This is a genomic window from Anabaena sp. WFMT, from assembly GCF_051781005.1.
Taxonomy (GTDB): Bacteria; Cyanobacteriota; Cyanobacteriia; order Cyanobacteriales; family Nostocaceae; genus Anabaena.
Genome location: NZ_JBPWOA010000016.1, coordinates 54308 through 67821, shown reverse-complemented (window position 1 = coordinate 67821; position 13514 = coordinate 54308). Strand labels below are relative to the sequence as shown.

Annotated in this window: 15 protein-coding genes; 9 read left to right on the top strand and 6 right to left on the bottom strand. The window is 38.6% G+C overall.

Annotated features, from left to right (window positions below; translation table 11 throughout):
• The first annotated feature begins 233 nt into the window (after positions 1 to 233).
• The 5 genes from mutT to ACSQ6I_RS07890 all read left to right on the top strand — a co-directional run bounded on the left by mutT (position 234) and on the right by ACSQ6I_RS07890 (position 4423).
• Positions 234 to 647, top strand: coding sequence for an 8-oxo-dGTP diphosphatase MutT (mutT, locus tag ACSQ6I_RS07910; protein WP_438889811.1), 414 nt, complete (start codon positions 234 to 236; stop codon positions 645 to 647).
• 110 nt (positions 648 to 757) lie between these two features.
• Positions 758 to 1489, top strand: coding sequence for a Uma2 family endonuclease (locus ACSQ6I_RS07905; protein WP_438889810.1), 732 nt, complete (start codon positions 758 to 760; stop codon positions 1487 to 1489).
• Between the two features lie 507 nt (positions 1490 to 1996).
• On the top strand, positions 1997 to 2455 hold the full coding sequence (locus ACSQ6I_RS07900) for a CBS domain-containing protein (protein ID WP_438889809.1): 459 nt from the start codon (positions 1997 to 1999) through the stop codon (positions 2453 to 2455).
• Positions 2456 to 2521: 66 nt separating this feature from the next.
• Positions 2522 to 3184, top strand: coding sequence for a phycobilisome degradation protein NblB (nblB, locus tag ACSQ6I_RS07895; protein ID WP_438889808.1), 663 nt, complete (start codon positions 2522 to 2524; stop codon positions 3182 to 3184).
• A gap of 459 nt (positions 3185 to 3643) precedes the next feature.
• A complete protein-coding gene (locus ACSQ6I_RS07890; RefSeq protein WP_438889807.1) occupies positions 3644 to 4423 on the top strand; it encodes an LEVG family PEP-CTERM protein in 780 nt (259 codons plus the stop codon).
• Positions 4424 to 4577: 154 nt separating this feature from the next.
• On the opposite strand, the gene ACSQ6I_RS07885 is transcribed toward ACSQ6I_RS07890, so the two are convergent.
• Positions 4578 to 4781 carry a hypothetical protein gene (locus ACSQ6I_RS07885; RefSeq protein ID WP_438889806.1) on the bottom strand — a complete coding sequence of 68 codons (204 nt, stop codon included), beginning with the start codon at positions 4779 to 4781 and terminating at the stop codon, positions 4578 to 4580.
• Positions 4782 to 5127: 346 nt separating this feature from the next.
• Between ACSQ6I_RS07885 and ACSQ6I_RS07880 the strand changes: the two genes are divergently transcribed.
• On the top strand, positions 5128 to 6000 hold the full coding sequence (locus ACSQ6I_RS07880) for an S-methyl-5'-thioadenosine phosphorylase (protein ID WP_438889805.1): 873 nt from the start codon (positions 5128 to 5130) through the stop codon (positions 5998 to 6000).
• Positions 6001 to 6092: 92 nt separating this feature from the next.
• Here ACSQ6I_RS07880 and ACSQ6I_RS07875 read toward each other — a convergent pair whose 3' ends face one another.
• The 3 genes from ACSQ6I_RS07875 to ACSQ6I_RS07865 all read right to left on the bottom strand — a co-directional run bounded on the left by ACSQ6I_RS07875 (position 6093) and on the right by ACSQ6I_RS07865 (position 10130).
• The gene (locus ACSQ6I_RS07875) at positions 6093 to 8276 is read right to left on the bottom strand and encodes a caspase family protein (RefSeq protein ID WP_438889804.1); all 2184 of its coding nucleotides are present in this window, start codon (positions 8274 to 8276) and stop codon (positions 6093 to 6095) included.
• Positions 8277 to 8377: 101 nt separating this feature from the next.
• Positions 8378 to 9559: a sulfate adenylyltransferase gene (gene sat / locus ACSQ6I_RS07870; protein WP_438889803.1), complete on the bottom strand. Its 1182-nt coding sequence runs from the start codon at positions 9557 to 9559 to the stop codon at positions 8378 to 8380.
• A 178-nt stretch (positions 9560 to 9737) separates the two neighbouring features.
• Positions 9738 to 10130: a hypothetical protein gene (locus ACSQ6I_RS07865; protein ID WP_438889802.1), complete on the bottom strand. Its 393-nt coding sequence runs from the start codon at positions 10128 to 10130 to the stop codon at positions 9738 to 9740.
• Positions 10131 to 10366: 236 nt separating this feature from the next.
• Between ACSQ6I_RS07865 and ACSQ6I_RS07860 the strand changes: the two genes are divergently transcribed.
• The 3 genes from ACSQ6I_RS07860 to ACSQ6I_RS07850 are packed head-to-tail and all read left to right on the top strand — an operon-like array spanning position 10367 to position 11476.
• A complete protein-coding gene (locus ACSQ6I_RS07860) occupies positions 10367 to 10612 on the top strand; it encodes a hypothetical protein (protein WP_438889801.1) in 246 nt (81 codons plus the stop codon).
• Positions 10613 to 10614: 2 nt separating this feature from the next.
• The gene (locus ACSQ6I_RS07855) at positions 10615 to 11061 is read left to right on the top strand and encodes a Panacea domain-containing protein (RefSeq protein ID WP_438889800.1); all 447 of its coding nucleotides are present in this window, start codon (positions 10615 to 10617) and stop codon (positions 11059 to 11061) included.
• Positions 11054 to 11476: a hypothetical protein gene (locus ACSQ6I_RS07850; RefSeq protein WP_438889799.1), complete on the top strand. Its 423-nt coding sequence runs from the start codon at positions 11054 to 11056 to the stop codon at positions 11474 to 11476. The genes ACSQ6I_RS07855 and ACSQ6I_RS07850 overlap by 8 nt, the downstream gene beginning before the upstream one ends.
• 82 nt (positions 11477 to 11558) lie before the next feature.
• On the opposite strand, the gene ACSQ6I_RS07845 is transcribed toward ACSQ6I_RS07850, so the two are convergent.
• Both ACSQ6I_RS07845 and mnmA read right to left on the bottom strand, forming a co-directional pair.
• Positions 11559 to 12161 (bottom strand): Uma2 family endonuclease, encoded by a 603-nt coding sequence (locus tag ACSQ6I_RS07845; protein ID WP_438889798.1) that lies wholly within the window; start codon positions 12159 to 12161, stop codon positions 11559 to 11561.
• 148 nt (positions 12162 to 12309) lie between these two features.
• Positions 12310 to 13362, bottom strand: coding sequence for a tRNA 2-thiouridine(34) synthase MnmA (mnmA, locus tag ACSQ6I_RS07840; RefSeq protein ID WP_438889797.1), 1053 nt, complete (start codon positions 13360 to 13362; stop codon positions 12310 to 12312).
• Positions 13363 to 13514 lie beyond the last annotated feature (152 nt).

Here is a 13514-nt window from a genome sequence, read left to right as displayed (position 1 = left end):
CGGAAAACTGTCATTCTGAGCGCAGCGAAGAATCTCTCCGGAAGTTGAAACGCCTATTCTACCTTTCTCAACTTGGCTGAGTGCGTAAGTCCTATCAGTTTAGTGGTTAACAGCTTTTTTGTAAAACTTGATAATTAGAAAATTTGAAAATAAATATTAACTCGGCAGGCATCGAATTAGTCTGACGAGTTTTATTATGAATTAATAGTGAATTTCTCCATCTACCCTAAACTATGAGTGTAACTAGTCCCGTACCCCATAAAATTATTGGTGTTGCTGTAATTTGGAATGATCAAAAACAAATTTTAATTGATCGTCGTCTTCCCCAAGGGACAATGGGTGGTTTATGGGAATTTCCTGGGGGCAAAATTGAGCATGGTGAAACTATCCAAGAATGTATTAAAAGAGAAATTTATGAAGAACTAGGAATAGAAATTATGGTAGGAGAACATCTGATTACCATTAACCATACTTATACACACTTGCAGGTTACGTTGACAGTACATCATTGTCAACATTTGCAAGGTATTCCCCAAGCAATAGAATGTGCTGAAATCCGTTGGGTGAATTTGAATGAGTTAGATCAATTTACTTTTCCCGAAGCAAATATAGAAATTATTGCCGCTTTGCAAAAGAGTAGAAAATAATCATCGCAACAAAACGTTGGCGTAAGTCGTGTATTTACTAATCTAGGGCTTAAAATAAATATATTCCCAGCAGGTAACAACTGATTCACCTGAATATAGGAAAACCCACCATGATCACCACTACCCAAGACTATACAATCACTTGGGAAAAACTACCCAACGATTATATTCTTCCAGATGAACCAGTGGACAATATCAATCAACCAAGCCTTGCCGCAGCACTTACAGAAAGTCTAGAGTTAGCGGGAAAATTGCCAAGCAATGCCTTATCATCAACGAATTACGGTATCTGTGCCACTTTGAATGGCAAAATTGTGATTAAAGCACCTGATTGGGCTTATATTCCTAAAATCACAGTAGATAGGGAAGAAGTTATTCGTAGTTACACTCCTCAACTACAGGGTGATATTCCTTCTGTAGTCATGGAATTTATTTCTGACACAGAAGGAACAGAGTACTCTACTAAACCCACTTATCCTCCTGGTAAATGGTTTTTTTATGAACGTATTCTGAAAGTGCCAAATTACATTATTTTTGAACCTGATACTGGTAATTTAGAAGTCTATCGCTTGAATACTAATACAGGTTTGTATGCTTTGCAAGATCCTCACGAAAACCAATTTTATTGGATAGAGGAAATGAATCTTTATCTCAGTGTGTGGGAAGGTTTCAGAGAAAACCGCATAGGAAAGTGGTTAAGGTGGTGGGATGAACAAAAAAACCTATTATTGTGGGGTTCAGAATTAGTAGAACAAGAAAGACAACGGACTGAAAAAGAAAGACAAAGAGCCGAAAAATTAGCTGCACAATTACGACTATTAGGTATAAATCCTGAAGATTAAAATTAGGGTTGGTTAAAAACAGCATAATCCACTAATTAATGGAGGAATTTATTTACTCAATTCAAATTTACGAAGTTTACCAAATTTACTCGTTGTCAAAATCAAAACTGTTGTTATTAGTCCAAATACAATAGAATGCTTAAGATGATTTAGATAGATATAAAAAATAAGTAAAAGCTGTTAGTGACTTGAAAAATTAGATTAATTTGATAAAAATTAAAATCTCACAAAAGCTTTAATAATTTTGGGTTTTCTAGCGACAAATATCATTCACTTCAAACAAGGAAGACCTTTCACAGGGATAACTCTCCAACTTAGGGAGTCTGCTTTATATGATCTAGGTTTTGGAAAATTAATTATTTTATGGTAAAATTGGACTATTTTATAAAGCTGTTCCATACAAGCATAGATTATTTTTAAAAGTAACAATCTATTAAAAGTATTTTTTTGTTACCTATAATTTTCTACAATAATTAAAAAGACTTTTATAAAAGGCGTAAGTAAAAAATGTCTAAAACCGTTGCTGATGTGATGACTATTAACCCTATTGTGGTTAGTCCTGAAACTCCTTTAAAAGAAGCTATCCAAATCTTGGCAGAAAAGCGAATTAGCGGTTTACCTGTAATTAATGATGCGGGTAAAGTGGTGGGAATTATTTCAGAAACAGATTTGATGTGGCAAGAAACTGGTGTAACTCCTCCTGCATACATCATGTTTTTGGATAGTGTGATTTATTTGCAAAATCCTGCTACTTATGACCGGGATTTACATAAGGCTTTAGGACAAACTGTCGGTGAGGTAATGAGTAAAAACCCTCTGACTATTACTCCTGACAAATCTCTCAGAGAAGCTGCCAAAATCATCCAAGAGCATAAAGTTCACCGTCTACCTGTGCTTGACAATGCAGGTCAAGTTATTGGTATTCTCACTCGTGGGGACATTATTCGCACTATGGCCGCAGAGTAGGAACTGGGGATGATGAGGGGGGAAGTTAATAAAGCAATTACCAATTTGATAATTTAGGATAATTAAATGAGTATTTCTATTGAGTCAGTGAAAGAATTACTGAGTTCTGAGAATTTGGGCGATCGCTTACGTGCTGTAAATCAAATCCGAGAACTAGAACCGAAAGTTGGTTTAGAACTACTGCAAATTGCTATTGGTGATGGTAATTCCCGTGTCCGTTACTCTGCTGTAAGTCAGATGGATACACTGGGAGAGCAGGATTTAGAGTTATCTTTGCATCTCTTGCGGGATTTACTTAATGATCCTGAAGCTGATGTGCAAGCAGCCGCAGCCGATTGTTTAGGTGCGTTGAAACTACACGCGGCTTTTGAAGATTTGCAGCAGCTTTACCATACAACCCCAGAATGGTTAGTGCAGTTTAGCATCATCGCTACATTAGGCGAGTTGGGTGATCCGCGCGGCTTGGAACTACTCAAACAAGCACTTTCTTCAGATAATGGCTTAATTCAAACTGCTGCTATTAGTTCCCTTGGTGAATTGGGAGATGTAGAAGCGGTTCCTCTTTTGGTTCCCTATACAACTAATTCAGATTGGCAAGTGCGTTACAGAGTAGTGCAAGCTTTAGGTAATTTAGGTGGTACGGAAGCTAAATCAATCTTAGAAACTCTGGTGAATGATGAAGTGGAAGCGATCGCTAATGAAGCGAAAAAAGCTTTGCTGTTAGCTTAATTGATAACCCGGATCATCCCCTCGACTTGTCTTTATGCCACCTACTGCTGTTCGGTGTTTACTGAAAATGCCAAGTAAAAACAATACTAACCTGTACAACTTGCTTGTTCATACTAGTTTTCAGGAAAGTCGCCAAATACAATGTATAAAATAGGGATACGGCCTGGCTGTATCCCTATTTTATCCTAGCTTCAAACAATAACTGTTAAATTTACCCGCTTCTATTTATCTAAATAAAGCTATCTATCTGATCTTCAATCTCTTGTAGGACAAGGATTTTGACCGCTTTTAATATGCAATTTTTTGGTGTCAGCATACTGCCAGTATAAATTTAGTATAAGCAAACGCATCTTTTTTTTAAAGATTGTGTAAACTACACCTGAGTTATATTTACTTAAGTAGATATCTCAGTGATACTGTAATAGTAATCAAACGAGGCAAAAATAACAGCCTCAAAATATGACACCTAAAACAGCAATTAAATACATGAGAAAATTCAACTCTTTAGCCGCAACATTTACAGCGTCAGTTGTAGGGTTAAGCTTATTTGGTGGCGTATCTAAGGCTCAAGCCGCTTTTATGGTTCCACCTATTGAGGGTGAAATCAAATTAGTAGGTACTGGCTGCGTTACTGATGCCACTTGCATTGATACAAGTGCTTACGGTTACACAGTAGAAAGTTTAAATTTTGGCGTAGCAGGTTATGGAAAGAGTCTGTTATTCAGCGATGACAGCACAACTGCCAATAACCAAAATTTTGGCGCTTTCGCTATTAACTTTTTAGGAATAGATGCTGGAACTAACTCCCCAGACGGTACTTGGTTCCGTCCTGTGGCTGTTAAAGTGAATGGCGACGGTACTGTTGCTTCTCTACCTGAGGATGGTCAATTAGAAGTTGGTAAATATAAATTTGACTTCTTGGGTGAAACACTTTCCAAGATAGTACTAACTTTCTTTGATGTAGAAGACATAGGCACTAAAATTAGTCAAATCAACGGTGTAGGAGCTAACATAAATATTGCTCCAGGACCTGATGGTAATTTCCAAACAGTCACCTTAACGAATGTCAGTTCGTTCAATGTTAACCTCGGTAAAATTGGTGGTAAAATGAAGCCCGGAGACGGTGCTCGTCTGCAAGTAGAAGTACCTGAACCTACAACAATTCTAGGTTTAGGTGCTTTAGGTATGGCTAGTGCATTTGGTTTACGCAAAAGCAAGAAAGCTTCACCAGTAGCTTAATATTATTGAGCGACGAAAATAAAATGATCATAAATTGCATTGAGTAGAATTTAGAAACAGTAACTTATTGATCAAATCTGCTGTATCTAAAATCTACTCAATTTTTGTTATTTGTCACTGTTGAGTTAGTCATTAAAATCTCTTCTTTATATTCCTAATCTACGACTTTAATTAATCCTCTTTTTAAGGCATCAAATACTTTATTGATTTCCCTCATGTTTTGCTCACTTAAACCTTCTGCCTCCAGAAGGCTAGACATCATTATGTGTTGATCTTGACGTGTAATTCTGCGATTACTAAATATGCGTTCTAAGATTTCTTCTAAATTACTTGGGTGAGAATTGACAGTAAATTGCATATTTTTTTCCACTTTTTTATATAGTTTTTATACTAGTAGAGTACCGCGTAAATAGGCCACCTATCTGAAAATTCTAAAACCTTTATTGAATGATAATTACGTTGGTTTAGCTTATTACGTATCCCTTACGGGAGGCCTAGGCTCTATTAAGAATTCCGCGTACCCCTCTGTAGAGAAGTGATACTAGCTAATTTCACCTAATTTCACAATAACAAAATTTTATCAAGTTTCCAATGGTAGCTTTACGGAAACTAGAAAAGCCAAACTAATTACTGCTTTGTAGCTTTGGACTAATAATATTTTCGGTAAAATAACTTAGTGTTGAAGAATTAACAAGTTTAAAATTATGGCATTAGCGCAAATTGGAATTATTGGTGGCAGTGGTTTATACAAAATGGAATCTCTTAAAGATGTGGAAGAATTAGAGATACAGACACCATTCGGTTCACCATCTGATGCTGTGATTCTAGGGACACTAGCTGGTACTAAAGTTGCTTTTTTAGCCCGGCATGGTCGTAATCATACGCTATTACCTAGTGAATTACCATTTCGGGCAAATATTCATGCGATGAAGCAATTAGGTGTGAAATACTTAATTTCTGCAAGTGCGGTTGGTTCGTTAAAAGCAGAGGCAAAACCACTAGATATGGTGGTTCCAGATCAGTTTATTGACAGAACAAAAAATCGCATTTCTACATTTTTCGGTGAGGGAATCGTCGCACATATTGCCTTTGGTGAGCCTATTTGTAAAAACTTGGCTGGAGTTTTGGCAGATGCGATTGCCTCTTTGAATTTACCTGATGTTAATCTACACCGTGCTGGTACTTACGTCTGTATGGAAGGCCCTGCATTTTCTACTAAGTCCGAATCAAATCTTTACCGTAGTTGGGGGGCTACAGTCATTGGGATGACAAATTTACCAGAAGCAAAGTTAGCTAGAGAAGCGGAAATCGCCTACGCAACTTTAGCACTGGTGACAGATTATGATTGTTGGCATCCAGATCACGATAGTGTGACAGTAGAGATGGTGATTGGTAATTTACAACGAAATGCAGTCAATGCTCAAAAGGTAATTCAAGAAACTGTAAAGCGTTTAAGTGAAAATCCCCCATCTAGTGATGCCCATTCGGCTTTGAAGTATGCGATTTTGACAAATTTGGCAAATGCACCAGCAGCGACTAAGGAGAAGTTGGGGTTGTTGTTGCAGAAGTATTTGTAAAGCAATTGGAAATTACAGCTATACAGGAAAAACCCACCTAGGTGGGTTTTTAAAATCAAACAAGAATTCCAGCACTTAAAGCTGTAGAAAAGTCAAACCACTTGAAAACTAAAATTAAGACTTGCCCAATTATTCACATCTAAAATATAGGAGTCTGTAATAGTTCCATTCATTTCTGTTTCACTAGCGTTATGCAAATCTTGCAGTAAGGCTTGGGTAACTTCTAAGGGGTTAACTAAAGGGCTGATTGATTGTTGGTCTGCGGTGGCATATTTAGGGGTTTCTAGGGCTTTCTGAGTTTGTGTGAAGGGAGAAGTACTGATAATTAGTTGGTGTTCACAAAAGAAAGCTCGCATGGGCAAAATCCAGCCAGTGGTAGCATCATTTTGTGGTAGCTTCAAGGTTTCTCCTGGGGGAATGACTATTTCTCGCAGGTGGGGTTTTGTGTCAGAACTATCTGTTTCTGGGTTAACTTGCCAGGGGTATAATGCGATCGCTTCCGGTGAACCATAGCCAAAGGCACTCCTAGCATTATTTAAACCCAATAAGATTAAATATATCGGGCGATCGCTCAAATTTTTGACTTTGTACTGCATCCGACTACCAATGGGAACGGTAGGAATGGTTGTACCCGAATTTATGATTGCTTTATTCTTCCCAGATTCCTGAACCTGAGTACGCCAGCTTTGCTTTTGTGTAATTATACGGGGTGCTATTTTATTAATAATTTCTAAAGTTCCCTTCACCGCCAAGCGGGAAGAACCTTCATTTTCTGTTAATCGCCATAGTTTTGCTGCTAAAAGGGTGGAAAATTTTGGTGTTAATCTCTGCACTGCTACTTTCACAGCTTCCCCAATTTCCCCCGCAGTATTGAGAATTGGCTCACCACCAAGAGAAAAAAGACCATAACGGCTAGGAATCTGTGGTAATTTACCAAAAACATAATCAGCGCTTTGTTCTGCTGATGCGATGCTAACCATCCGGGTAATTGAGGCAAAAGCACTAGTTGCGTCTACGCGCTCAATTCTTTCTAAGCCAGAATCTAAGGCAACTGTTAAATTAATATTTCGGGGTAATACACGCACCTTTTCTTGTACTAGTTGCCCAACTTGGGGTGGGTTGCTGGTTTTTGGGTCAGACATTTCTGCTTTTGCAATTAGCCCAGTCCGTGAAGGTGTAACACCTGTTTTGAGGGATGATCGCAATATTAGCTGTTCTCCAGTCGGTAGAGTGAATCTAGAACCAACACCGTAGTATTCTAGAACTTGGGGAAGTAATCCTCCTAACCATACCTCAACTGTTTTACCGTCTTCATCAACAGCTGTGACTACTCCTTCAGCGCCAATATTGTTGAGGGGAAAATTATCAACTATGGCACTACTTTGAGTATTTTTTAGCCCACTCATTAACTCTGGCTGCTGTTCACTTCCCAGTCTGTGCATAGAACTACTGAGATGAGAAAAGAGAATTTGAATTGTTGTTGCTGGTGTAGCTTCCCATAGATATTGGGTTAAAGCATAGGTAAATAACCCCGCACTCCAACCAGAAAACAGTAATTCTCCTGCTTGCTGATTTGGGTCTGAGGTGGCTTTCAACACCATTGCTTGATTAATAGCTGATTTCTGGGTTTGCAGTTGTTTGAGAAACTCCAGTTCTGGAAGCGCTAACTGTGTTGCTGGTAATTCTGGACGGGCGCGAATTTGCAAACCTGACGGCTGCAATGTAGTCGGAGTATAGTAACTCGTATCTAAGACTGCGGTTACTCGGTCGGTGGGAAGCGATCGCAATAAAAGTAACAGAGTTTCTTCTAATAAATAATTGACAAATCTTCTATCCTGTTGTTCTTTTTCATCAACTGGAATCAGAGCATTCTGCACAGTTTCTGGAAAAGTCCCCAATTTGACGCGACTGCCATAACCACTAAAGTGGAAAACAACCACATCACCAGCCTGGGCTTGTTTACCCAAATGATCGACAAAAGCCGCCTCAATGAATTCCCGGCTGGCTTGTTCCTCAGTTAAAGTGAGGATATCCGCAGCAGCAAAGCCACAGCGGTGAATCAACACTTCCCTTTGCAATTCCACATCAGTCAGACAACCACTAAGCGCAGGACTTTGTGGATATTGATTAATGCCTATTAATAAAGCCAACTTCCGGGGATTAGGTGCTGCCAAAGCTTGGTAATAGCGATTACCCAAAGTCAACCACTCAGCTTCAGTTAGCCCCAATACCGCCAATATTGAGCCAATCCGTTCTAAAAACGCACGCCGTTTCATAATTAGCAGTTAGCCCTCAGCCCATTAGTTAACAGCTTAAAGGGCTGAAGTCTGTAGAGTAAAGTTTCTGACTATACTTTTTTGTTAGTTTCCCATTAATTCTAAGCTAATACTGTGGGAATACTCATTGCCCGTGCTAATTCTGCTGCCACTTCTGGACGAGAGAATTCTGGTGGGGGTAACTCACCTCGACGTAGCATTTCCCGGACTTTTGTCCCCGATAGGTGAACCCGTTCCTCTGGTTTACTAGGACTGGTTTTGGTTGTCGCCATTTGTTTGGTACGTTTGCAGAAGAAAGCGTGTTCAAACTTCATTGGCACAATGCCTAATTCCTCAGGGGCAAACTCATCAAATATATACTGAGCATCATAAGTACCGTAGTAGTCACCCACACCGGCATGATCTCGGCCAACTATAAAATGTGTACAGCCATAATTCTTGCGAACTAAAGCATGGAAAATGGCTTCTCTTGGCCCAGCATAACGCATCGCCGCTGGATTAATAGCTAATATTACTCTATCTAAAGGGTAATAGTGTTCCATCAATATTTCATAGCAACGCATTCGCACATCTGCGGCGATATCGTCTTCTTTGGTTGCCCCTACCAATGGGTGTAAAAATAAACCATCCACAGTTTCTAAAGCGCACTTTTGAATATATTCATGGGCGCGGTGGATAGGGTTACGAGTTTGGAAACCAACAATAGTTTTCCAACCCTTATCTCTAAACATTTGCCGTGAAGCAGCAGGATCAATTTGGTAGCTAGGAAAATGGGGATGGGAATCTCGTTGTAATAACCAGATATCACCAGCCAAATTCACAGAACCTTGGTTATAGACTACCTGCACGCCAGGATGTTTGGCATCATCGGTGCGATAAACATTGATAGCTTCGCGTTTTTTGTCGTAGGTATATTTTTCGCTTAGTTCCAAAACCCCAATAAACTCGCCGTTAGGGTTATCCAGACGCACTAAACCACCTACTGGCAAAGGTGCTGCAACTTCTTCTGTAACAGATAGTGTAATGGGAATTGACCAAACAACACCGTTAGCAAGGCGCATTTCTACTACTGTGCGATCGTAGTCCGCTTGGTTCATAAAACCTGTCAGAGGACTAAAACCACCGATCGCAATCATTTCTAAATCAGAAACGGCTCGCTCATCAAGTGTCACTCGTGGCAAAAAGTCAGCCTTGGAAAGGAATGTTTCCTTTTGTACGGGTGTAGCAACCCGGTTAACCAACTCTCCACCGTGGGGGGCAATGGCATCTAGATGGTAACTCAACGTAATTTTTCCCTATGTGTTGCGAACTATGTACTAAGTTATCAAATTGTTGGTACACATAGTACAAATTCTTAAAACTTTTTGTCAATTGCCGGTCGGAATGAGAGGAATTGCTGAAATAATGAAGCTGGTATTGTTTTAGCGAGCAAGATAGAAGTATTATAAGGAATTAAATAGGTTAATCTTGAGATTGACAAGTAATAGATATGCCACTATCTGTTGATGATGAAACTTGTACTAAGTAATCTTGAAGGCATATTTGAACGGAGTCACCTTTTTTGATTTGGATTTCTTCTGATAGTCTACAGTTTGCAAACTGCCCTTTATAGTCAAAGCTAATATAATTCTTAGCTTTACAGGGAAAAGTCAATAATCCTCCCATATTAGTAGAAATTTGCAAAGTTGTATCCTGCCCTAAAATGCAACTTGCTAACGAACCATTACTATAATTACTCACAGTTCCTGGTTCACAGACAATAGAAGCTGATGCCGATTGATGCATAACCACGTTAATTGCAGGTATTGCTATTAAAGATGTAACGAATACTAATGCTTGGGAATGTTTTAGCATACATTTCAATTTGATTGCATTTTATACAGGTGCTTGTATTCAAAATATCATTGCGTATTAATTATTTAATATGGTATTTATACTTAAAAGTTGTGATTTTTTATCCAATTAGTGAAATTTTAGTCACTTACTAATCGGTCAAAAAGGTTGAGATTGGGAAAAAAAGCTGTATTTTAATCTGTAGTGCTACTCCAGCTAAGTTAATCTGGAACTAAGGCAATTTACAGTTGAAAATTATGGCTGCTGTATCTCCCGTTGTGAAACCCGTTAGCCAAATGCAGTTAGCACCTGGTAGTGTAATGACTATTCAGGATGTGAGTTGGCAAGAATTTGAATCTATTTTGCAAGAAATGGGAGAAAAGCGTTCTGCGCGAGTTGCGTACAGTAATTTTACTTTAGAAGTCATGCTTCCCCTGCCTGAACACGAAAAGCCTAAAGATTTAATTTCTGATATTGTTAAAATCTTGCTAAAAAGGAATTAGTTATGCTTAATTGTCATGATGTTGCTAAGTACTTTCTGGCGCAGACAGATGAAGATGCTGGGGATTTAATGTCTAATCTCAAGCTGCAAAAGTTACTTTATTATGCTCAAGGTTTTCATTTAGCATTGTATGATCAACCTTTATTTTCAGAATCTATAGAAGCTTGGACACATGGGCCTGTAGTACCTGAAGCTTATCATATATATAAAGACTATGGTTCTAATGCTATTCCTATTCCTGAAGATATTGATTTTTCAAAATATGATCAGCAAACTCGTGAACTACTAGATGAAGTGTATTCTGTTTATGGTCAGTTTTCCGCATGGAAATTATTAAGCTTAATTCATGAAGAAGAACCTTGGAAAGATGCACGTCAAGATAATATAATTATCAGTCATCAAGCTCTCAAAAAACACTTTAAGACTCAGCTTGTGAATGCAAATGAGTAGTAAGAAAAGATTTAACCCACCGCAAAAAGAAAGAGGAAATAAACTAGGAACTCCACTTGATAAACAAGAAATACCACCGGAACAGCAACCCCCTATATTTTCACTACGTTACTTAGAAGGGGAATATTGCATAACAAAATGTGAAAAAGATGAGCAAGCTGCATTTGCTTTAAAAATTTATAGACTTAGTAAATTAACTTGGAGCCAAATCCAGTCACAAGATAGACATAAACTTGGGTATGAGAAAATTTCTAGAGATGCTATCAAAGCACCGATTCCTAATTTTATTACAGAAGATGTAAATTTTATTGCTTTTCGCTTCTCTGGTATGAAACCGATGGTAGGCTATAGAGATGGAACTATATTTTACGTTATCTGGCTAGATAGAAATTTTACTCTTTACGACCATAGTTAATTTATTCTATGCCTCATGAGTCAGTTTCCAATTCAAATATTTAAATAGGACTGCTATAGTGAATTTTTAATTTAATCAGCAATCATACTATAAAGACTTGTTTTGTTGTTAATTTCAAGTCTGGAAAGATTGAAGAAATGAGTTTATCGTTATTTTGAAATAATCGCTTTTGATACTCATCCTCTAATAAAGTACAGATTGTAATTGTTGGCTGCTTGGGTTTGCCAATATATTCTCTACCACCAATGCCTAAATAATCTACAATCCAATATTCAGATATACCTAATAGGGCGTAATCTTCAACTTTACGGGCGTAGTCGTTCTGCCAATTTGTACTCACGACTTCTGCAATTAGTTTAATTGATTTTCCTGATGTAATTACAGGTTCTTGTTGCCATAATGGTTCATTTACTAGTTGTGTTTGGTCTAACACAATGACATCGGGACGAAAGGCTGTATCTGTTCCCAATAGTTTGATTAAGCAACGATGGGGAATAAAATATGGTAAGTCTTTACGATCAATTTCTACATTCAGTTTTCGCCCAATCAAAGATGATACTTGCTCATGGGGTCCTGTCGGTTCCATTTCCATTAATTCCCCATCAATAAGTTCATAATTATCATTATCACCATACTGAGTGATAAATTCATTAACTGTGATCAGTTTTACGGCTGATTGTACCATTATGATTTTTCCTCACTATTAGCTCAATCTTGGGAATTACATCAGTTTTCATGTATTTTTACCACACTCTTCTTTTCTCTTCCTTTGCGCCTTTGCGCCTTTGCGTGAGATTTAAAAATGTAGTTTATTTACCTGAAAACCGCTGTAACTAAAACTGTTCAATAATTCCCCCACCTAAAACCTTATCCCCTTCATACCAAACCGCAGCTTGTCCAGGGGTAATACTGAATTGCGGTTCATCAAATACCAAACGCACACGATCGCATTCTAAAGGAATTACTGTCACGGGTACAGGTGCGGAACGATAACGAATTTGCACTTCTGCACGAATTGGGGTTGCTGGTTTAGCAATGGAAACCCAATTTACTCGGTTTACTGTACATTCTGCCTCAGTTCCCTTCGTGCGATCGCCCACGACAACACGATTATTTACAGCATCTAGTTCGATTACATACAAAGCTTCCGGTGCAGCAATCCCCAAACCCTTACGCTGTCCGATTGTGTAATGATGCACTCCATCATGTTGACCTAAAATTTTACCAGTAGTATCAACAATATCACCTGGTTTAGGAGCGAGATATTTATCCAAAAATGCCCGCATGGAACCGTTACTTTCCACTAAGCATAAATCTTGACTTTCTGGTTTATCGGCGGTTTTTAAGTTGTATTCGGCCGCCATGCGTCGGGTGTCGGTTTTGTTCAGTTCACCCAAAGGAAATATAGAGCAACTTAGTAAATCTTGAGACAAATCATAGAGGAAGTAAGATTGGTCTTTGTTGCGGTCAACAGCGCGTAACAATTGGTAACGCCCGGTGGTTTCATCGTAGCGAATTTGGGCATAATGACCGGTAGCGATCGCATTGCATTCCAATTGTTCACGGGCATATTTTACCATTGGCCCAAATTTCACCGTCTTGTTACATTGGGAACAAGGCAACGGTGTAATTCCCACGCTGTAACCAGTCACAAGAAAATCAACAATTTCTGTTTGAAAGACATCCCGAATATCGACAACTTCATGGGGAACGCCTAATTGTTCACAAATTTGAGCCGCGTCGATCATTCCTTCAGAGCAACATTGCCCTTTGCCTTTCATGAGCCAAAGAGTTAAACCGATTACATCATAGCCCTGATTGTGTAAAATAGCAGCAGCGACAGAACTATCAACGCCACCTGAAAGACCAACGACGACTTTTTTCATAATCCTAAAATCTTTTTAGGTTCAGTGGCTGCTAAGTTTGCAGCCCAATGGTAAATTACATTTTTTCAAAAGTTGACTCCTGGTACTGGTAGAGGTTTTTCTGACCAGGACAACACCGGAGTAGCAAGACTGTTCAATTGTAGCACACATCC

Coding starts and splice junctions, on each gene's coding strand:
- mnmA (WP_438889797.1), bottom strand. CDS start 13,362: ATGAAAAAAGTCGTCGTTGGTCTTTCAGGTGGCGTTGATAGTTCTGTC.
- nblB (WP_438889808.1), top strand. CDS start 2,522: ATGAGTATTTCTATTGAGTCAGTGAAAGAATTACTGAGTTCTGAGAAT.
- ACSQ6I_RS07875 (WP_438889804.1), bottom strand. CDS start 8,276: ATGAAACGGCGTGCGTTTTTAGAACGGATTGGCTCAATATTGGCGGTA.
- ACSQ6I_RS07905 (WP_438889810.1), top strand. CDS start 758: ATGATCACCACTACCCAAGACTATACAATCACTTGGGAAAAACTACCC.
- ACSQ6I_RS07860 (WP_438889801.1), top strand. CDS start 10,367: ATGGCTGCTGTATCTCCCGTTGTGAAACCCGTTAGCCAAATGCAGTTA.
- ACSQ6I_RS07845 (WP_438889798.1), bottom strand. CDS start 12,161: ATGGTACAATCAGCCGTAAAACTGATCACAGTTAATGAATTTATCACT.
- mutT (WP_438889811.1), top strand. CDS start 234: ATGAGTGTAACTAGTCCCGTACCCCATAAAATTATTGGTGTTGCTGTA.
- ACSQ6I_RS07880 (WP_438889805.1), top strand. CDS start 5,128: ATGGCATTAGCGCAAATTGGAATTATTGGTGGCAGTGGTTTATACAAA.
- ACSQ6I_RS07850 (WP_438889799.1), top strand. CDS start 11,054: ATGAGTAGTAAGAAAAGATTTAACCCACCGCAAAAAGAAAGAGGAAAT.
- ACSQ6I_RS07855 (WP_438889800.1), top strand. CDS start 10,615: ATGCTTAATTGTCATGATGTTGCTAAGTACTTTCTGGCGCAGACAGAT.
- ACSQ6I_RS07885 (WP_438889806.1), bottom strand. CDS start 4,781: ATGCAATTTACTGTCAATTCTCACCCAAGTAATTTAGAAGAAATCTTA.
- ACSQ6I_RS07890 (WP_438889807.1), top strand. CDS start 3,644: ATGACACCTAAAACAGCAATTAAATACATGAGAAAATTCAACTCTTTA.
- ACSQ6I_RS07865 (WP_438889802.1), bottom strand. CDS start 10,130: ATGCTAAAACATTCCCAAGCATTAGTATTCGTTACATCTTTAATAGCA.
- ACSQ6I_RS07900 (WP_438889809.1), top strand. CDS start 1,997: ATGTCTAAAACCGTTGCTGATGTGATGACTATTAACCCTATTGTGGTT.